This is a genomic window from Falsiruegeria litorea R37, assembly GCF_900172225.1.
Taxonomy (GTDB): domain Bacteria; phylum Pseudomonadota; class Alphaproteobacteria; order Rhodobacterales; family Rhodobacteraceae; genus Falsiruegeria; species Falsiruegeria litorea.
Genome location: NZ_FWFO01000001.1, coordinates 1,973,181 through 1,993,571, shown reverse-complemented (window position 1 = coordinate 1,993,571; position 20,391 = coordinate 1,973,181). Strand labels below are relative to the sequence as shown.

Sequence of the window (20,391 nt, the reverse complement as noted above, 5' to 3'; positions counted from 1 at the left end):
ATGCAGGAACTGACGCATTACATCAACGGCGAACATGTCAAAGGCACCTCGGGTCGCTTTGCTGACGTGTACAACCCGGCAACCGGCGAAGTGCAGGCAAAATGCCCGCTTGCCAGCACCGCCGAGATGGAACAGGCGGTCGAGATCGCCGCCGCCGCACAACCCGCATGGGCCGCGACCAACCCACAGCGCCGCGCGCGTGTGATGATGAAGTTCGTGGCGCTGTTGAACCGCGACATGGACAAGCTGGCCGAGGCCCTGAGCCGCGAGCACGGCAAAACCCTGCCCGACGCCGCCGGTGACGTGCAGCGCGGTTTGGAAGTTGTCGAATACTGCATCGGCGCGCCCCAGATGTTGAAGGGTGAGTTCACCGACAGCGCCGGCCCCGGCATCGACATGTATTCCATGCGCCAGGCCCTGGGTGTCACCGCAGGCATCACCCCGTTCAACTTCCCCGCCATGATCCCGATGTGGATGTTTGCCCCCGCGATCGCTTGCGGCAACGCCTTCATCCTGAAGCCGTCCGAGCGTGACCCGTCCGTGCCGTTGATGCTGGCGGAACTGATGGAAGAAGCCGGTCTGCCCAAGGGCATCTTGCAGGTCGTGAATGGTGACAAGGAAGCGGTCGACGCAATCCTCTACAACGACACCATCCAATCGGTTGGTTTTGTTGGTTCGACCCCGATCGCCGAATACATCTATGGCACAGGCTGTGCCCAGGGTAAGCGCGTACAGTGCTTCGGCGGCGCCAAAAACCACATGATCATCATGCCCGATGCGGATATGGATCAGGCCGCCGATGCCCTCGTCGGTGCCGGTTACGGCGCGGCGGGCGAACGCTGCATGGCGATCTCGGTCGCGGTTCCGGTGGGCGATGAGACCGCCGACCGCCTGATCGAAAAGCTGGTCCCGCGTGTCGAGGCCCTGAAAGTTGGTCCCTATACCGCAGGCAACGACGTGGACTACGGCCCGGTCGTCACCGGTGCTGCCAAGCAGAACATCCTGAACCTGGTGCAGTCGGGCATTGATCAGGGCGCCAAGCTGGTCGTCGATGGCCGCGACTTCAGCCTGCAAGGCTATGAAGACGGCTTCTTTGTCGGCGCGCATCTGTTCGACAACGTGACCCCGGATATGGACATCTACCGCAAAGAGATCTTTGGTCCCGTCCTGTCCACCGTGCGTGCGCAGAGCTATGAAGAAGCCATCGGCCTGGCCATGGACCACGAATACGGCAATGGCACCGCGATCTACACCCGCGACGGCGACACCGCGCGTGACTTTGCCAACCGCATCAATATCGGCATGGTCGGCGTGAACGTTCCGATCCCGGTTCCGCTGGCCTATCACACCTTTGGCGGTTGGAAAAAATCGGCCTTTGGCGACCTGAACCAGCACGGCCCTGATGCGTTCAAGTTCTACACCCGTACGAAGACGATCACCGCTCGCTGGCCGAGCGGCATCAAAGAGGGCGGCGAATTCTCGATCCCTGTCATGGAATAACCGGATTTGATCCAAACTATGACGCCCCGGCCATCTGGCCGGGGCGTTTTGTTTGAATTTGTCAAAGTTGGCCGGTTCCACCAAAAGGCTGGTTGTTCCCGGTCAATGGATGCATCAGAAATCAGCGCTTTCTTGCCACATCCATAAATCGCGGTACCGACCCGCGAAATTGTGATGAGCCTGCCTATGGAAATACAGTATGGCCCTCATTAGTTTATCGAAAACATCTGGTATCCGAGGTTTCCATGTCCGGCAGCACTATCACCCGCCGCAGCGCTCTGTTGGGCGTTGCAGCCACCTTGTCCACACCCGCGTTGCTACGCGCACAGGATGCATTCCCGCAAAACGAACCTCCGATCGAAACGCAAATCCCGGTGCGGCGCAACATTTCGTCCTTTGCGCAGCAACGCTGGGAAGACCACTTTGAAAAACTGGGCGTCGGTTGCCTGTTGGCTGATATCACCAGCCGTGCCGTGCATTACTGGGGCGAAGATGGCACCTATCGCCTCTATCCTTCATCAGTGCCCATGTCCGAAGACCTGACCAAACGGGGCTATACCGAAGTGGTTCGCAAGCGCGAGAATCCCAGTTGGACACCGACTGCATCCATGCGAGAGCGTGACCCGTCTCTTCCGGTTCGCATCGAAGGTGGTGAGGTCGGAAATCCGCTTGGAACACGCGCCATGTATCTGACGTGGCCGGCGTATCTGGTGCACGGCACCCACGATACGCGCAAGATTGGCCGCCAAAGCTCTTCGGGCTGTATTGGCCTTTACAACGAACACGTTGAAGAACTCTACGCCTTGGTCAAGATCGGAACGCAGGTTCGTTTGACCTGACATGCGCGTGCAGGATCATTCCAGCGCGAAGGTAAGCCCATAGGTCAGCGTGGCATCAACCGAACTGCCACCAGACGGGATTGCCTGAACAAACACATTGCGATAGCGGGCCTGCAGGCCCGCAATTGGCACCACATCCCCGATAGAATGGCTGAACTGATCGCCCTCGCCGGGATACGTGGCAAGGGCGGCAAACACATCCAAGCCCCAGTTCTTATTGCGCACCAGCGGAAAAGCGGTTGTCACAACCGCCGAAGCATCACCATAGCTGTTGCGAAAGACGCCCACGCCTACGTCCAGACGGTTATTCCACAACAACTCTTTCCAGGTCACGATGACACCGGGATTGAATTCTTCGAAATCACGAGTCGCACCTATGTGATGCGACCCCAACAGGATCGAAATTTGATCCGGACCTGCATCTGCTGCGGAAGCACCGCTGACGACCAAAGTTGCGGCCCAAATTGCCTGTTTCACTTGCATCACCCAACTGCCTCTACCTGTACCCGGTCTTTTGCCGGGCCGAATGTGGTTTCGCCCATGTTAACCACGGATTTCGGCCAGACTATGGCAAAGCGGCAGATTTACGTCTTGCGGATCCAGAAACTTTGGGCTCGCCCACCTGCCAAGAACGGCAGCGCCTTCACAGCGTCCGGTCGATCCTGTTGCAGATAATATCCAGGCCACAGAAGTTGGTAGCCGCTCGTCTGGATCAATGTGTGCAACACATACTGTTCAGCCCACGAAGGGCAGTCGTAGAAGAACCGTTTTGGGTATTCATAGGGCAGAAAGACATCATGCACATGGATCACAACACCCGGCGCCAGGCGGGGGATGATCCGACAGAACAAATGCGCCACATCATTGCTCATCCGGACCTGATGGCTGCTGTCAATGAACAGGATGTCGCCAGGGCCCAAGGTGTCAAACAGCGCGGGGTCGACATCCTCCAATCGCTTTTGTTCGAATGCATTTATAACATGAGCAATATCAGCACGCGGAAATGGATCAATGGCCGTGATCTTGGTGTTCAGACCGCCATCAATCACCGCCTGTCGTGTAATGCGTGTGGAATTTCCGCAACCGACCTCGATCACATGCCTAGGCTGATAGCGACGTACCATCAGATACAACGCCTCGGCATCTGGCGTGTCGTAATAGCCGTTGTTCGATCGGTATCCGGTCTTGTTTTGGGCAGGATCGTGCAAAGCAGCGAGCGCGTCTTTGTGCGTCTCGTATTCGCGCACCAATCCCGAGATATCAAAACCCTCCATACCTGGGCTCAACGCATACGCGGGCTTTTCCAAGCCACCGCGCCGCTCAAACGCAACCAGTCGTTCGGTCTCGGCAATCTCGTCCGCTCGATCAATCAGCTTGACGTCCAATGGGTCCAGCAACGCATTGATCTTTGGAAATTTTCTTTTCTTCACGATCCGAACCCCCTTGGCATTGGCTGATCTGTCCTTATCGCGCTTTTGCCGCCCATCCAACCCCGACAAAAGAAAACCCGCCGCAGCGGAACTGGGCGGGTCTTGCAGGATTTACGCGCAAGTCTACTCTGATGTTTCGACAACCATCAACTCGCGTTCCGACGCATCCCGCGCATGGCTAAGCGCCTCTTGATACTCGGGCGAGTGATAACAATTCACTGCCGCATCGACGCTCGGAAATTTGGCCACAACGTTGCGGGGACGTTCCTTGCCTTCAAGCTGCACAAAACGGCCGCCACGGGCGATGAAACTGCCGCCATGTTTGGCAATCGCAGGCCCCGCCAGTTCGGCATATTTGCCATAGGCGTCGGCGTCTGTGACGGTCACATGAGCAATCCAGAGTGCGGGCATGGGTGTTCTCCTCAACTAAGTTTCCGGCAGATTACGGGATCTGCCGGAAAGGCCAAGTCATTTTTGACCAGATGGTCAACCCTGTAGAACAGCCTCAGCCGCCTTGATCGCCGCGTCGGCTTTGGATGCATCCTTGCCGCCACCCTGCGCCATATCGGGGCGGCCACCACCCCCCTTACCGCCCAATTCGACCACAGCAGCCTTGACCAGATCGACGGCCGACACCGTATCTGTCAGATCCTTGGTCACGCCCGCCGCCACAGCGGCCTTGCCACCGGCATCCGCAATCAGCAGAACCGCGCCAGATCCCAGACGATCCTTGTGCTCGTCGATCAGCGCAGGCAGGTCCTTGCCAGACACGCCACTCAGCGCCTGAGCCAGGAATTTGACGCCATTGACTTCACGGGCCTCGGCACCACCACCCTGCCCGGCACCCCCGGCCATCGCCAATTCACGACGCAGACTGGCCACCTCGTTCTGCAGCGCCTTGCGTTCGTCCATCAGCGCCTTGACCCGGTCCACCGTCTCAGACGGTTGGGTCTTTAGCATGCCGCTGATCTCTCCCACACGAGCTGCTTCCGCCGACAGATGCTCAAACGCCGCCGCGCCTGTCAGCGCCTCGATCCGGCGCACACCAGCCGACGACGCGCTGTCCCCCAACAACACAAACGTGCCAATATCACCAGTCTGTTTGACATGCGTACCGCCGCATAATTCAATCGAATAGGTGGTGCCGTCCTGACCCTTGCCTGTCTCGGCCTGCCCCATGGAGACAACGCGAACCTCGTCGCCATACTTCTCTCCAAAGAGCGCCTGAGCACCAATCGCGCGAGCGTCATCCGGTGTCATGATTCGGGTTTCCACGGTCGAATTTTGACGGATGAAGCTGTTCACGTCAGCCGCCACCTGAGTCATCTGATCTTCGCTCAACGCCTTGCCATGGCTGAAATCGAACCGCAGACGGTCGGCGGCATTGAGCGAGCCCCGCTGCGCCACGTGATCGCCCAGGTGCTCGCGCAGTGCCTCGTGCAGCAGGTGCGTGGCCGAGTGGTTGGCGCGGATGGCCGAACGACGCGTATGATCGACCTCCAATTCTACGGGGTCCCCCTTCGAGATCGCGCCACGTTCAACGGAGACCTTATGGGCATAGATCTTGCCATCGGCGAATTTCTTGGTGTCTTCGACCAGCGAAACCTCATCCCGGTTTTCCAGACGACGGATCACGCCGCTGTCGCCGACCTGGCCGCCTGCCTCGCCGTAAAATGGCGTTTGGTTCACGACCACCCAACCGCTGCCGCCCTCGGCAATCTTGTCGGTCAAAGCGCCGTCCGTGATCAGAGCCATCACCTGACCTTCGGCCTTTTCGGTGTCATACCCCAAGAAATCGGTGGCATCTGCACTGTCAAGAACATCAAACCAGACAGCATTATCCGCCGCCTCACCCGAGCCCGACCATGCAGCACGTGCCTTGGCTTTTTGCTCGGCCATGGCGGCATCAAACCCGTCGGTGTCCACGGTCCGGCCCTTTTCACGCAACGCATCCTGCGTCAGATCCAGAGGAAACCCATAGGTATCATACAGCTTGAACGCCGCTTCGCCCGACAACGGCGCGCCAGTGTCCAGGCTGCCCAACTCGTCGTCCAACAGCTTGAGGCCACGATCCAGCGTCTGCTTGAACCGGGTTTCCTCCAGCTGCAGCGTCTCTTCAATCAGCGCCTGTGCCTGCCCCAACTCGGGGTACGCCGCGCCCATCTGTTGCACCAGTGCGGGCACAAGACGGTGCATGACGGGATCTTTCGACCCCAGCAGGTGCGCGTGACGCATCGCGCGACGCATGATCCGGCGCAGAACATAACCGCGACCGTCGTTCGACGGCATCACCCCATCGGCAATCAGGAACGAGGTTGACCGCAGGTGATCGGCGATCACGCGGTGATGCACGTTCTTGTCGCCATAGGGATCAACGCTGGTGGCATCTGCACTGGCCTCGATGAGTGCCTTGAACAGATCGGTGTCATAGTTGTCGTGGCTGCCCTGTAGCAACGCACCGATGCGCTCCAGTCCCATGCCGGTATCAATCGACTGCATGTCGAGCGGCACCATCGAGCCATCTTCGAACTGCTCGTTCTGCATGAATACGATGTTCCAGATCTCGATGAACCGGTCGCCGTCTTCCTCGGGCGAGCCCGGAGGCCCCCCCCAGATGTGATCGCCGTGGTCATAGAAAATCTCGGTACACGGACCGCACGGGCCGGTTGGGCCCATCTGCCAAAAGTTGTCGGACGTCTCGATACGGATAATCCGATCCTCGGGCACGCCAACCTTTTTCCAGATCTCGAACGCCTCGTCATCGGTGTGATACACCGTGGTCAGCAGGCGCGATTTATCGATCTCGAAATCCTTGGTGATCAGTTCCCAGGCAAAAGGGATCGCCTCATGCTTGAAATAGTCCCCGAACGAAAAGTTGCCGAGCATCTCGAAAAACGTGTGGTGACGCGCGGTGTAACCCACATTGTCGAGGTCATTGTGCTTGCCGCCAGCGCGCACGCATTTCTGCGAGGTGGTGGCACGTTTGTAGTCGCGGTTTTCCAGACCGGTAAACAGGTTCTTGAACTGCACCATGCCCGAGTTCGCAAACATCAGCGTCGGATCGTTGCGCGGCACCAGCGGGCTCGAGGCGACAACCTCGTGCCCTTGCTTGGCAAAGTAGTTCAGAAAAGTCGATCGGATATCGTTCAGCGTGGCCATCAGCGTCTCTCGGCACAGGGGAAAGTGGTTCCGTGCAGGTGTATCGCCACGGTTTGCGACTGTCCACAGGCCGCGATGCCGCAAACGAAACAAGACGGCCCAAGAGCCGCCTTGCTCTACCTGTTCTAAGCGCTCTGGCGAATACCGGGGGGATTATTAGGGTTCCCGCCCGTGTCCGGTTACGCCTCGAGGATGTCGTCATCCGCCGCTTCACCCGGCGGCATGTCGAATTCCAGCCCATGGGCGGCGCGGATCTTGTCCTCGATCTCAAGCGCGACGCGGGAATTGTCGCGCAAGAATTGCTTGGCGTTTTCACGACCTTGGCCAATCCGTTCATCACCATAGCTGAACCACGACCCGGACTTGGCAACCACACCGGCCTTAACGCCAAGATCCAGCAGCTCACCCATTTTCGAGATGCCTTCGCCATACATGATGTCGAATTCGACCTGCTTGAACGGCGGTGCGACCTTGTTCTTGACCACTTTGACGCGGGTGGCGTTGCCGACAACTTCGTCACGATCCTTGATCTGACCGATGCGGCGAATGTCCAGACGCACCGAGCTGTAGAATTTTAGCGCGTTGCCACCCGTAGTGGTTTCAGGCGAACCGAACATGACGCCGATTTTCATTCGGATCTGGTTGATGAAAATCACCATACAATTCGAACGACTGATCGAACCGGTCAGTTTACGCATGGCCTGGCTCATCAGACGGGCCTGCACGCCTACACTGCTGTCGCCCATGTCGCCTTCAAGCTCGGACTTGGGCGTCAGCGCCGCCACCGAGTCGACGATGACCATGTTCACCGCGCCGGATCGCACCAGAGTATCCGTAATCTCCAACGCCTGTTCACCAGTGTCGGGCTGCGAAATCAGCAGCTCATCCAAATCAACGCCCAGTTTACGGGCATACTGCGGGTCAAGCGCATGCTCGGCGTCGACAAAGGCACAGACACCGCCGCGTTTCTGCTGCTCGGCCACACAATGCAGCGTCAGCGTTGTCTTGCCCGAACTTTCGGGGCCGTAGATTTCAACAATCCGGCCCATCGGCAGGCCGCCAATGCCAAGCGCGATGTCCAGGCCAAGCGATCCGGTCGAGCTCGCCTCGATTTCCTGGATCGCGTTGCCATCACCCAGTTTCATGATCGACCCTTTGCCGAACTGTCGTTCGATCTGAGCCAGGGCGCTGTCCAGCGCCTTTTGCTTATCCGCGTTCTGCTTGCTGCTCATTGTCAGAAGATCCGCCATTGTCTCGTTCGCCTTCCTTATTGTCATAGCCTGCCGCAGGCGGCAATCACTGCTTTGTTCTACTCTTGTTCCTTATGAGATCAAAAGTAGAACATTTCAATTAAAATCTTTCTGGTCTCACTCTTTCGGAATTGTGTTAACAGCAGGTTTACGGCATTTTTGCAGTGAAACTGAAGTAAGGGGCGTCTTGCAAATGCTTGTTTTTTACAAAGAAAGGCTGGCTTTTCTGGCGGTCCCCAAAACTGGCACGACCGCGTATCAATCAGCCTTGCGGACACGAGCCGACATGGTAATCGCGAATCCCCCCGAACTGAAGCACGCACCAGTCTATCGCTACAATCGCTTCTTTCGGCCCATGTTTGACAGAGTTTGCGGCGTCGAGATGGAGACGATGGCCGTCATTCGCCATCCTCTCAGTTGGCTGGGCAGCTGGTACCGGTACCGGCGTCGCCCCGGCATGGAGGGACACCAGAACTCTACCCATGACGTCAGTTTTGACGCTTTTGTCGATGCCTACCTTCGGGGCGACCGCCCATCGTACGCAAACGTAGGCAGCCAACTCAAGTTTCTGGAAACGCGGCCCAACGGCACTGGTATCACGCATCTGTTCAAATACGAAAACCAGCCTGCCTTGAATGAGTTCCTCGAAAAACGCCTCGACATTGAGCTGAAACTTTCCCGGGAAAACGCCTCACCTGAAATGAAACTGTCACTGTCATCAAACACAAAAGACAAGCTCGAGCGCAAACTGGCTGACGAATTCGAACTGCATGCCGCCGCGCAATAGGGATCGGACGGGGTGTTTCGGATCAAGCCAGCTGCTGATGCACTGTTTCGGTCAGTTGGTTCAGAGAAAAGGGTTTGGGCAAGAAGACTGAATTCGGGATATCCGGTTCAGCGTCACCGAACGCACCTTCGGCGTACCCCGATACAAAGACCACGCGGACTTGCGGTCTTTCCTTAAGCGCCTCGCGGACCCAAGTGGGCCCGTCCAGGCCGGGCATGACAACATCGGTCACAAATACGTCCACGGACAGTTCTGGATCTTGCAAGGTTTTCAAAGCATCTTCGGCCGACTCCGCCTCCAACACAGTATAGCCTCGCAGCCGAAGCGCGCGTGAGGCAAAGGCTCGGACCGGTGCCTCGTCTTCTACCAGCAGCACCACGCCTTCTCCATGGCGTACTTGAACCGGGGCTTGCTCATCCGTGCTCGAAACATCTGCGTGAGGCAGATCAGCGTGGACAGGGAAGTATATTATGAACTCCGTTCCCTTCCCCTCGACACTGTCGACAAAAATGTATCCACCCGTTTGCTTGATAATTCCATAAGCCGTCGAAAGCCCCAGGCCCGTCCCTTCGCCGGTGCGTTTAGTGGTATAAAACGGCTCGAACACCTTTTGGATCTTATCCGGAGCGATACCGACCCCTTCGTCGCGCACCTTAACCGTCACGTACTCGCCCGGCGGCAAAGTCGCACGGTCACGTTCCAGTGCATCATCCAAGTGGATCACTTCCGTCTCGATCCGAATCTCCCCGCCCTGAGGCATAGCGTCTCGTGCGTTCACCACCAAATTCATCAGCACCTGTTCCAGTTGCCGCTTGTCCGCGCGAACCGGCTTCAAGACCGGATCATGGCTGAGCGTGAGCGTAACTTTCTCCCCCACCAGACGGTTGAGCAGATGCGTCAAATCCGACAATGTGTCCCGCAAATCCAACGTCTCGGGTCGCAGAGTTTGCTTACGGGAGAAGGCCAACAATTGACTGACCAAAGCTGCCGCCCGATTGGCGTTCTGGTTAATTTGAACCAAATCGCCAAAATCTTGATCTCCCTGATCATGGCGCAGCAACAACAGGTCGCAATGACCTGAAATCGCAGTCAAAAGATTGTTGAAGTCATGAGCAACGCCGCCGGCAAGCTGGCCGATCGCTTGCATCTTTTGACTTTGCACAAATTGTGCCTCCAAGGTCTTGAGCTCGGTGGCATCGTTCAAGACGGCGATCAGGGCCGGTTTTCCGTTCTCCGTAATTCGGCTCAACGTGACTTGAACGAACACCTCTTTGTCCTTGCGTGTCAGTCGCAGAAACTCTGACTTTTGCGCTGCGACACCTTCGACTACGTCCCTGAGCCAATCAGCAATTGGACGTCCCAACCCTTGCATGATCTGATTGATGTGGGTTCCGCTGATTGAAGATTGCCCCAATAGCTCGCTCGCAAGCCTGTTTGCTTCGACCACTTTGCCCTGCGGTTCGACCTTGAGCATCGGCACCGGAAGCGTGTTGAAGCTTTCCTGAGGGTCAGAATGGTTGGGCACGTTGACCGGCAACAAATAAAGTTCACGCCGCACCTGTGACGTCCCATGTTCAGCGACAACAACAGTGACCGGACCCCGCGCCGTCGTGATGACCTGAGTTTTTCCAGGTTCGACCGGCATCGACAAAAACAGCCGGTCCAGGGATTTAGCTCGCTCCCCAACTAACTCGCGGGCAGCTTCGTTCATGAACAAGACTGCCCCGGACCGTCCGATTGTCAGCATTGGAATTGGCGTCGGATCTCCGCCTCGCCCAAGCCCACCACGATCCAACATCTCTTCGACGCGCCACAAGAGACCGCCGTCGGCAAGTGCATGCACCGCAAGGCGAATGTGACCGCGGCGCGTGACGATATCCTCGGTCGCGTTTCCGTCAATCCGAGCACGCGATTGCAACCGAAACAGAACCGCGGATGGATTGGCAAATATTGATCGAAGAGTTGCCGCCAGTGTCTCGGCCTGATCATCTGAAAACCGCGATCGGGCGGCAGTGTTGCGTGTCTGTATGAGACCTTCATCGTCGGTCACGAAACTCGCGCAGGCGTCCTTTTCAATGAAACCGGCGACCATGTCTCGGGCCATCGTCTGCACCACTCGGCTGCGATGCCCCCAGATCCCAAGCACGATTGCGACCACCGCCATACTGCCCGCAGCTGCAACGAGCAGCATGTCAATGACATCGGCAAACGGCCCCAAGGTTCCTGTCACCGCAAGAACAAGAGCCAACACCAAAACCGCGACGATACGGGCGCTGCTCGGGCTCTGGCCCGTCTTGTCAGATGTGATCGCGTCGCTGAAGGCGGTCAAGGCGCGACTCCATTCGTAGGTCTTTGACAGTATTTCGCGCACCAAGGGTTAAACCCTGATTAACGAAAATAAATTCTACCCAAGGTTGAATATACTGTCAAAGTCCCCGAGACATCTGAGCCACAAAAAAACCGTCCCCCCCCTCGAGCACGGTCCAAGTCTGCATGGATTCCAATACCCAATCCGGGTTTCGTTCAAGAAACCCCTTGGATTGTTCATTGTTTTCAGCGTTCAAAGCCGAACAAGTCGCGTAGGCAAACGTGCCCTTACCGCTCACAAAACCCGACGCCACGTCCATGACTTCACGCTGCGTCTGCAACAGGTCTTCAAACCGATCAGGCGTCAACTGCCACTTGCCAGCCGGCGCTCGACGCCAAGATCCGCTGCCGGAACAAGGCGCATCTGCCAAAACCAGGTCGAATTGACCGGCCGATCTCAACGCCTTTGGCGTGACCACCTCGATATTGGCCTTATTTCTTGCTGCACGTTCCGGCAGATCACGCATCCGCTGCGGCGCAACATCATGAGCCACAACTTCAACTCCTGCGTGCGCCGCCAAGGCCAAAGCCTTTCCGCCACCCCCTGCACAGTAATCCAGAACGCGCATCCCCGGCTCAAGTTTCAGTGCTTCGACTACCGCCTGGCTGGCTGCATCCTGCAGTTCGACAAACCCAGACTTGAACGTCTCGCTTTGCGTGACCTTGCGGGCACCTTCAGTCACCTCGAGCGCGGTTGTTGCGACGGAATGCGGGACACAAACGATCCCTTCTGCGGCCAATCGTGCAATGACCTCATCCCGCGTGATGCGATCAATGTTGACCCGCAGATGAACAGCCGCGCGCGTTTGCATGATTTCCGCAGCCCGCCCCGCGAGTTCTCCCAAGCTTTCGTGGAATTGGGGCCAAAGCCAGTCAGGAATATCCGCTGCCTCGGCCCCCTCGAGTGGATCGCGTCCCGCCGTCAGCTCGCTCTCTGCCAAGGGAACTGGCGCATGAGGCGCCCCATTGAACACGGTCGCCAGATCCAATTCCTTGCGTCGGCACAGGCCAAGCATCAACTGCCGTCCACTGTCGCCACCGCCCAAAGCGGCCAAGGAGCGGCGTTGGCGAATGACGTCGAACACATGATCCCGAACGGCCGCCCGATCCTTGGAGCCGGCATAGCGGCTGCGCCGGGCCCACCCGGTCAAGGCCTTCTCGACGGGGGACCCGGCGCTTATTTCATCCAAAAGGGTGATCGCGGTCTGAACGCGCGCCGCCGGGGTCATGCCTGTTGCCTCACATGATACGATAGTTGGGGCTTTCGCGGGTGATCTGCACGTCGTGGACGTGGCTTTCCTTCAGCCCCGCACCAGTGATCTTCACGAAATTGCAGTTGCGGCGCATTTCTTCGACCGTGGCACAACCTGTATAACCCATGGCCGCGCGCAGGCCGCCCACCAACTGGTGGATCACAGCGCTTGCCGGGCCTTTATAGGGCACCTGCCCCTCGATTCCCTCGGGCACCAGCTTGTCGCTGGCCGCATCCTTTTGGAAATAGCGATCGGCTGAGCCGCGCGCCATGGCGCCCAGGGACCCCATGCCACGATAAGATTTGAACGAGCGGCCCTGATACAGGATGACCTCGCCCGGGCTCTCATCGGTGCCCGCAATCATCGAGCCCACCATAGCGCAGGAAGCGCCAGCCGCGATGGCCTTGGCGAAATCACCTGAGAACTTGATGCCACCGTCGGCAATCACCGGCACATCTCCGGCGGCTGCGGCGCAATCCATGATCGCGGTCAATTGCGGTACGCCCACACCTGCAACCATACGCGTGGTACAGATCGAGCCCGGCCCGATGCCCACCTTGATCGCGTCTGCGCCAGCGTCGATCAGTGCCTTGGTCGCGTCGCCAGTGGCAACATTGCCCGCGATGATCTGAACCTCGTTCGACAGCGCCTTGGCGCGCTTGACCGCATCGATGACACCCTCCGAATGCCCATGCGCGGTGTCGACAACGATGATGTCGACGCCTGCATCCACAAGCATTTCACTGCGGGCAAAGCCGCTGTCCCCAACAGAACTTGCCGCCGCTACGCGCAATCGGCCCAACTGGTCCTTGCACGCCGTGGGGTTCAGCACTGCTTGTTCGGTGTCTTTCAATGTCAGCAGACCGGTCAGCTTGCCATCAGCGTCCGTCACCAGCAGCTTTTCGATCCGGCGCGCCTGCATCAGTGACTTGGCCTCGTCCCGATCCGCGGGTTCGCGCAAGATGGCCAGGTTCTCGGATGTCATCACGGCCTTGACCGGCGTCTCGTCGGAGGTGGCAAAACGCATATCCCGGTTGGTCACGATGCCAACAACGCGACCTGTTTCGTCTACGACCGGGAAACCGGTGAAGTTATAGCGCTGCACCAGGGCCTTGGCGTCCGCAACCGTCTGCTCTGCACGCAGCGTGACGGGGTTGTAGACGATACCGGATTCGAACCGTTTGACCCGGCGCACTTCGCGTGCCTGGTTGTCTGCGTCCAGGTTCTTGTGGATCACGCCGATGCCGCCCGCCTGTGCCATGGCGATGGCCATCCGCCCCTCGGTCACGGTGTCCATCGCCGAGCTGAGCAATGGGATGTTCATCGAGATCGACCGCGTCACACGCGTGGTCGTATCCGCCGTTGCAGGCAGAACCGACGAGGCCGCCGGCTCTAGTAGAACATCATCAAAGGTGAGCGCCTCACGAATCTGCATTTGTCATCCCCATGCATAACCCCGTTTGACGGTCACCCTATTGCATGGATCGAAACCGGGGGAAAGGTCTGGGGACAAGTTATTTGACGCAAGGAAACGCCGCGCCGCCGTGTCCTTGGGGATTTGGGCCGCTTACCCCCCAGCCAACAGCGCCGTCTCGGGCCGCAACTGTGGTCGGACCGTCAGCCAATGCACCTCGGTCCGGGGATTGGCAATGGCGAACATATCGACCCGCTTGTCGAACCAGTTCACCACAATCTCGCGCTCTCCTTCGAAGACCACAACACAATACGCACCCGAGGCCACATCACAGCTGTCCCGCTCGAGCACGCTTACAATGAATGGATCCGAAATATTGCGCTGCAGTTGAATCAGGGCCGTACGTCCCTTGCCGGACACAAGCAGACCGCCAACAAAGACCGCCATCGCAACGCCGATCAGGCCAAATCCGGAAAACCGCGCAAAAGGATTGGAAAATTTCAAACTGGGACCAAAGGCCACAAAGACCTGTCGACCCACCAGCCCAATAACCGCAATGATCATGATCATCGTGAATTTCCCGGACAGGCCGCTGCGTGCCTCTGAAACTCCGGCCACTGCGCCGGTTACGTCGAACCCAAAGTCCATAACAAATACCTCACTGGTTAAGTCTGCTGCAAAATGCATTTGACGCCACTTAGCGTCTTGATTCTGTCGGGATTGGGGCAGCTGTTGCGCAATTTGGCGAAAGAATTCGGGCCACGCGCCCAATAGGTTAACCAAGTCGGCTCCCAAGGCCACGACCTTAGCCACGGATGCTTTGATTTTCGGGCTACGTCCCCTGACAGAGCCGGTTAAAATCGCATTTCAGGTACAAGATTTTTGCCAAAATGACGCCCGCTGACCGAAATATGCCGCCCGACACCTTTCGCTTTGCCGCGAACATCATATTCTCCGCGTCAAACCCGGAACCAGAAGGCACCTGAATGAGCACCGATCCTCTTGTCGTTTTCACCCCGTCCGGCAAACGCGGACACTTTCCTGTTGGCACGCCGATCCTGACGGCTGCGCGCCAGTTGGGCGTTGATCTGGATTCGGTCTGTGGCGGGCGCGGAATCTGTTCGAAATGCCAGATCACCCCGTCTTATGGCGAGTTTCCCAAACACGGCGTGACCGTGAAAGAGGATGCCCTGTCCGAATGGAACAAGGTCGAGCAACGCTATGACGACAAGCGCGGGCTGACGCCAGGCCGTCGTTTGGGCTGTCAGGCCACCGTTCAGGGTGACATCGTCATCGACGTGCCCCCCGAAAGCCAGGTCCACCGTCAGGTGGTCCGCAAACGGGCCGAGGCGCGCGATATCACCCTGAACCCGACCACGCGTTTGTGCTATGTCGAGGTGCAGGAACCGGACATGCACGACCCGTCCGGCGATCTTGAGCGTTTGCGCGATGCGCTGCGCGATCAGTGGCAGGTCGAAGGGTTCGAAATCGCTCTGCCGATCATTTCCAAGATGCAACCGGTGCTGCGCAAGGGCGGCTGGACCGTCACCTGCCTGCTGCACGAGGCGCCGGGCCGCCCAACCCGCCTGCTCGACCTTTATCCCGGTCTGCATGAAAACAGCATCTACGGGTTGGCCATCGACCTTGGCTCGACCACCATTGCGGCGCATCTGTGCGATCTGGCAACCGGTGAAGTCGTCGCTTCCTCTGGCCTCATGAACCCGCAGATCCGCTTTGGCGAAGATCTGATGAGCCGCGTGAGCTATGCCATGATGAATGCGGGCGGTGATCAGGAGATGACCCGCGCGGTGCGCGACGGCATGAACGAGCTGTTCCGCAACATCGTGACGGACGCGCAGATCGAAGCGCATCAGGTGGTTGATGCGGTGTTCGTGTGCAACCCGGTGATGCACCACCTGTTCCTGGGCATCGACCCGTTCGAGCTTGGACAGGCGCCCTTTGCGCTCGCCACCGCCAACAGCATGAACCTGGCCGCATCCGAGCTGGACCTCAACAGCATCCACCCCTCCGCTCAGATCTATCTGCTGCCCTGTATTGCGGGTCACGTGGGCGCGGATGCAGCCGCTGTGGCGCTGTCCGAGGCACCCGACAAATCGCAGGACCTGGTACTGGTCGTCGACGTGGGCACCAACGCCGAGATCCTTCTGGGCAACACCGATAAGGTGCTGGCCTGTTCCTCGCCCACCGGTCCCGCCTTTGAGGGCGCGCAGATCAGCTCGGGCCAACGCGCTGCCCCCGGTGCCATCGAACGGGTGCAGATCGACCCCGTCACAAAGGAGCCACGCTTCCGTGTCATCGGCTCAGACCTGTGGTCGGATGAGGACGGCTTTGCCGAAGCCATCGCCACCACCGGCATTTCCGGCATCTGCGGCTCGGGCATCATCGAAATGGTGGCCGAAATGCGCATGGCGGGCATCGTCGACGGCCCCGGACTGATCGGCAACCCCGAACAGACAGGCACCGAGCGCTGTTTCCTGGATGGGCGTACCTATTCTTATAAGGTCTGGGATGGCAGCGCCGATGGCGGCCCGGTGATCACCGTCACCAACCGCGACATCCGCGAGATCCAGATGGCCAAGGCCGCGCTTTATTCCGGTGCACGTCTGCTGATGGACAAGTTTGGTGTCGACACCGTCGACCGCATTGTTCTGGCCGGGGCCTTTGGCGCCCACATCAGCCCGAAACACGCCATGGTTCTGGGCATGATCCCGGATTGCGAATTGGACAAGGTCACATCGGCCGGCAACGCCGCAGGCACCGGCGCACGCATAGCGCTGCTCAACAGCAAGGCCCGCACCGAGATCGAGGAGACCGTGCGCGCGATCCACAAGATTGAGACCGCAATCGAGCCGCGCTTTCAGGAGCATTTCGTGAACGCCTCGGCCATCCCGAACTCGGCCGAACCTTTCCCGATCCTGGCGACCGAAGTGACCCTGCCGGACGTCAACTTCAACACCGGAGCAGACGCCGCAGCAGCATCAGGCGGCGGACGTCGCCGTCGTCGTCGCAGCTGAACAATTCCAACACGTCAAGCGGGGGCTTTCCCGCTTGACCTCCCCTGCCCCTGCACATAGTCAGAAGCCAGAGCGCGGGTATGGTGAAAAGGTATCACGCGAGCTTCCCAAGCTTAAGTTACGGGTTCGATTCCCGTTACCCGCTCCAGAAATCCCGGACATTTTTGGCCTTGCGACCGCAAAACGCGCAAAACGCATGACATCAGACTGAATGTTGGGTTCCCAGGTCGAATACAGACGCTCTTAGGGTCCTGCCCCTACACTGTCGGACAAATTCGGCTGTGCCTCGTCATTGCCTGAAACCATCAAATGCAGCACAGTAAGATACGGAGAAATAGACAATAATACTGTTCAGGGGAGAGAACATGAATTGCTTTATTCGACTGATTTTGACGTTCAGAGTTTTGATTGTACTGTCGTTGGTTGCTGGATTTGTCAGCCATTCGCCAACATTTGCTCAAGAGACGGGTGAACAAACTCCACCTCAGGAAAACACCACGCAGGATGTCTCGGACCTGGTGACGCGGACGCTAGCACCCGAGGTGACACCAGACGATTTGAGCATTCTCATGGTTCCGCTCACCGCCGCGGAAATGGCGCAGGTGGTCGAGGGTTGGCAAGCCCATGTTCGATCTCAGCTTGAACAGCTGTCCTACCTGAACCTGGACTTGAACAGCGCTTCAGATGCCAAGGCAGAAACCTTGCGTGCTCAATTGGCCGAGGTTCAACAGACGACCAAGGCTTATCTGGCCAACTATCAAGCAAGCGTGACCGGCTGGCAGGACAAAGGCGCCACCCCAGAAGAGGTCAAACCTTATCAGGATTACGCCTATGCCGCTGCTTCGGGTGCGCTCAGAACAACAGACCCCAAGACTTTGTTTAGCGCGGCGCTGGATTGGCTGACCGACACGGACGGCGGTTTGGGTTTTTTGTTCAGCGTCTTGACTGTCCTGCTGTCGATTTGGGCTTTGATGTTCGCTGCCCGACTGGCCCGACGCATGACGGATCGAGGCCTGACACGGGTGCCTTCGCTGTCGAAACTGCTCAAGTCTTTCATCTCGACCGCCGTGTTCTGGGCTGTGATGGTTTTGGGTGTTCTGGTGGTGCTTGGGTTGTTCGGCGTAAATGTAACACCGCTGTTTGCCGTCTTTGGCGGGTTGTCCTTTATCCTGGGTTTTGCGCTGCAAGAAACACTGGGCAATCTGGCCAGTGGGTTGATGATCATGGTGCTCAAACCCTTTGACACCGGCGATTACATCCAGGTTGGCAGCTCGTCCGGGTTTGTTGACGAGATGTCGGTCGTATCGACCAAAATCAGAACCTTCGACAACCAGATCATCGTCGTGCCCAACAGCAAGATCTGGGGCGATATCATCACCAATGTCAGCGCGTCCGAAACCCGACGCGTCGATCTGGTGTTCGGCATCGGATATTCCGACGACGCGGCATTGGCCATCGAGGTGCTGACAAAGCTGGTTGCGCAACACGACCTGTGCCTCAAAGACCCTGCGGCCGAGATTTTTGTCGGCGAGCTTGGAGAAAGCTCGGTCAACATCTTTTGCCGCCCCTGGACCAAGAATGACGACTATTGGACGGTGTTTTGGGACCTCACCGGCCAAGCCAAGATCGAGTTCGACGCCGTCGGCATCTCGATCCCCTTCCCGCAGCGCGATGTTCACCTGATCCCGGTCGAAGGAGCTGCACAATGAAAACACTTGTTTATGCTCTTGTCATTGTGATCCTTGGTGCGGTCTCAGCTCTGGCTCAGGCCGACACGCCCTCATCCGAAGCCAAGCTCCGAAACGATCCATCCTTTCTGGCCCCTGTCATCGTGGACGGGGACGAGCTGTTCGTGATCCGCGGCTCGACTGCGCTTCCCGCCGCGAAACGCGCCGAGCGCATTCAGGACCGCATCGTCGCAGCCGCAGAGACCGTGGCCTCGGACGCGCTCGAAATAACGATCCGAGGGGGCGAGTTTGGCGAAGACATTCTGGTGAACGGAAAAATGGTCTCGGTCACCACAGCGGCGGACGCAGAATACGAGCAGATGGAAATCGACGTGCTTGCAGGCCTTCAGGCCCAAGCCATCGAAGCGGCCATTCTAAAATACCGCGAAAACCGCTCTCAATCGGCCCGGATCGACAGCGCCCTGAGCGCCGTGGCCTGGTCTGCCGGGTTTCTGATCGTGAGTTATCTGTTCTTCACACGACGCAGAAAAGTGTCCGGCTTTGTCGAAAAACTGGCCAGGAAACGGACAGCCCAGGTCGAAGCCGCAACCAAGTCCATTTTGCAACGCAAAGCCCTGACCAGCCTGATCAATTTCTTTGTCATGATCTTTATGTGGGCCTGCTATCTGATCCTGTTCTACTACTACCTGAGCTTTGTTTTGCTGGCTTTTGCCGAAACCAGACCGGTGGCAGAACTTTTGTTGAAATACGTCAGTGAACCCCTTCTGGGCGTGGTGCGGGCCATCGTCGGATATCTGCCAAACTTGATCATGCTGGGAATCATCGCCTTGATCGCGCGGTATCTGATCCAAGGCATCGGGATCTTTTTTGACAACCTGGAACAAGGGGTGTTCGAAATCGCGGATTTCGAAAAACACTGGATCGGTCCGACGTTCTTTTTGACCAAGATCCTGATCATCGTGATCGCCCTGGTCTTTGCCTACCCCTATATCCCCGGCTCGGATTCGCGGGCCTTTCAGGGGCTGACCATTCTGGCGGGTGTTATGGTTTCGTTGGGCTCGAACACCGTGGTGTCCAACATGATGGCCGGCCTGTTTGTCATCTATCGGCGCAGCACCAACGTGGGCGACCGCATTCAGGTGGGCGACAAAACCGGGGATGTGGTTGAAATCAAGCTGATGGAAACTGTCATCAAGTCGATCAAGAACGAGATGATCAGTATCCCAAACGCGCAACTGCTGAATTCCGAGGTCGTCAACTTTTCCCGCAAGGTCGACGGGCGCGGAATTCTGGTTCATACGACCGTTGGCATCGGGTATGAGGAGCCCCCGAAAAAGATCAAGGCCATGTTAATCGAGGCGGCGCACCGGACCCAGGGGCTCAAGAAAAACCCTGCCCCGTTTGTGCTTTGGACGCAGTTGGCGGACTATGCGATCAACTATGAGGTCAACGCTTTTACCTCAAGGGGGTCAAGCCTGCCAAAGATCCGCTCGGACCTGCATGAGAACATCGTGGATGTGTTCAACGAAAACGGGACCCAGATCATGACGCCGTCGTACATCTCGGACCCCGAGGTGCCCAAAATTCCCGAAGCGCCCTGGGACGGGAAACTGGCTCATTCGTCGGCCAACCAAGCTTGAGAAGAAGGCCGGTCCGAAAGACCGGCCCT

At 58.0% G+C, this 20,391-nt stretch carries 15 protein-coding genes and 1 tRNA gene; 7 read left to right on the top strand and 9 right to left on the bottom strand.

Features of this window, described 5'->3' with window-relative positions; translation table 11 throughout:
• Together TRL7639_RS09745 and TRL7639_RS09740 are read left to right on the top strand one after the other, a co-directional pair.
• Positions 1-1,500, top strand: coding sequence for a CoA-acylating methylmalonate-semialdehyde dehydrogenase (locus TRL7639_RS09745; RefSeq protein WP_085795494.1), 1,500 nt, complete (start codon positions 1-3; stop codon positions 1,498-1,500).
• Between the two features lie 245 nt (positions 1,501-1,745).
• Positions 1,746-2,339, top strand: coding sequence for a L,D-transpeptidase (locus TRL7639_RS09740; protein ID WP_085795493.1), 594 nt, complete (start codon positions 1,746-1,748; stop codon positions 2,337-2,339).
• Between the two features lie 15 nt (positions 2,340-2,354).
• Here the strand turns inward: TRL7639_RS09740 and TRL7639_RS09735 are convergent, their stop codons facing one another.
• From TRL7639_RS09735 to recA, 5 genes are all read right to left on the bottom strand, one after another.
• A complete protein-coding gene (locus tag TRL7639_RS09735) occupies positions 2,355-2,816 on the bottom strand; it encodes a hypothetical protein (RefSeq protein ID WP_133057635.1) in 462 nt (153 codons plus the stop codon).
• Positions 2,817-2,923: 107 nt separating this feature from the next.
• Positions 2,924-3,769: a class I SAM-dependent methyltransferase gene (locus TRL7639_RS09730; protein WP_085796354.1), complete on the bottom strand. Its 846-nt coding sequence runs from the start codon at positions 3,767-3,769 to the stop codon at positions 2,924-2,926.
• A 123-nt stretch (positions 3,770-3,892) separates the two neighbouring features.
• Positions 3,893-4,180, bottom strand: a complete 288-nt coding sequence (locus TRL7639_RS09725) for a DUF1330 domain-containing protein (protein WP_085795491.1) — start codon at positions 4,178-4,180, stop codon at positions 3,893-3,895.
• 75 nt (positions 4,181-4,255) lie between these two features.
• The gene (alaS, locus tag TRL7639_RS09720) at positions 4,256-6,928 is read right to left on the bottom strand and encodes an alanine--tRNA ligase (RefSeq protein WP_085795490.1); all 2,673 of its coding nucleotides are present in this window, start codon (positions 6,926-6,928) and stop codon (positions 4,256-4,258) included.
• A gap of 179 nt (positions 6,929-7,107) precedes the next feature.
• Entirely contained in the window at positions 7,108-8,178 is a 1,071-nt protein-coding gene (gene recA, locus TRL7639_RS09715; RefSeq protein ID WP_085795489.1) for a recombinase RecA, read from the bottom strand.
• A 193-nt stretch (positions 8,179-8,371) separates the two neighbouring features.
• Here recA and TRL7639_RS09710 point away from each other — a divergent pair, with 193 nt between their 5' ends.
• Positions 8,372-8,965, top strand: coding sequence for a gamma-glutamyl kinase (locus tag TRL7639_RS09710; protein ID WP_085795488.1), 594 nt, complete (start codon positions 8,372-8,374; stop codon positions 8,963-8,965).
• A gap of 22 nt (positions 8,966-8,987) precedes the next feature.
• On the opposite strand, the gene TRL7639_RS09705 is transcribed toward TRL7639_RS09710, so the two are convergent.
• From TRL7639_RS09705 to TRL7639_RS09690, 4 genes are all read right to left on the bottom strand, one after another.
• Positions 8,988-11,294 carry a hybrid sensor histidine kinase/response regulator gene (locus tag TRL7639_RS09705; protein WP_085795487.1) on the bottom strand — a complete coding sequence of 769 codons (2,307 nt, stop codon included), beginning with the start codon at positions 11,292-11,294 and terminating at the stop codon, positions 8,988-8,990.
• A 97-nt stretch (positions 11,295-11,391) separates the two neighbouring features.
• Positions 11,392-12,561, bottom strand: a complete 1,170-nt coding sequence (locus TRL7639_RS09700; protein ID WP_085795486.1) for an RsmB/NOP family class I SAM-dependent RNA methyltransferase — start codon at positions 12,559-12,561, stop codon at positions 11,392-11,394.
• 10 nt (positions 12,562-12,571) lie between these two features.
• On the bottom strand, positions 12,572-14,020 hold the full coding sequence (guaB, locus tag TRL7639_RS09695) for an IMP dehydrogenase (protein ID WP_085795485.1): 1,449 nt from the start codon (positions 14,018-14,020) through the stop codon (positions 12,572-12,574).
• A 132-nt stretch (positions 14,021-14,152) separates the two neighbouring features.
• Positions 14,153-14,647, bottom strand: coding sequence for a hypothetical protein (locus TRL7639_RS09690; RefSeq protein ID WP_085795484.1), 495 nt, complete (start codon positions 14,645-14,647; stop codon positions 14,153-14,155).
• A gap of 338 nt (positions 14,648-14,985) precedes the next feature.
• Here TRL7639_RS09690 and TRL7639_RS09685 point away from each other — a divergent pair, with 338 nt between their 5' ends.
• From TRL7639_RS09685 to TRL7639_RS09670, 4 genes are all read left to right on the top strand, one after another.
• The gene (locus TRL7639_RS09685; RefSeq protein WP_085795483.1) at positions 14,986-17,034 is read left to right on the top strand and encodes an ASKHA domain-containing protein; all 2,049 of its coding nucleotides are present in this window, start codon (positions 14,986-14,988) and stop codon (positions 17,032-17,034) included.
• Positions 17,035-17,108: 74 nt separating this feature from the next.
• Positions 17,109-17,182 (top strand) — tRNA-Gly (locus tag TRL7639_RS09680).
• A 217-nt stretch (positions 17,183-17,399) separates the two neighbouring features.
• A complete protein-coding gene (locus TRL7639_RS09675) occupies positions 17,400-18,743 on the top strand; it encodes a mechanosensitive ion channel family protein (RefSeq protein WP_085795482.1) in 1,344 nt (447 codons plus the stop codon).
• A complete protein-coding gene (locus TRL7639_RS09670) occupies positions 18,740-20,362 on the top strand; it encodes a mechanosensitive ion channel family protein (RefSeq protein WP_085795481.1) in 1,623 nt (540 codons plus the stop codon). The genes TRL7639_RS09675 and TRL7639_RS09670 overlap by 4 nt, the downstream gene beginning before the upstream one ends.
• Positions 20,363-20,391 lie beyond the last annotated feature (29 nt).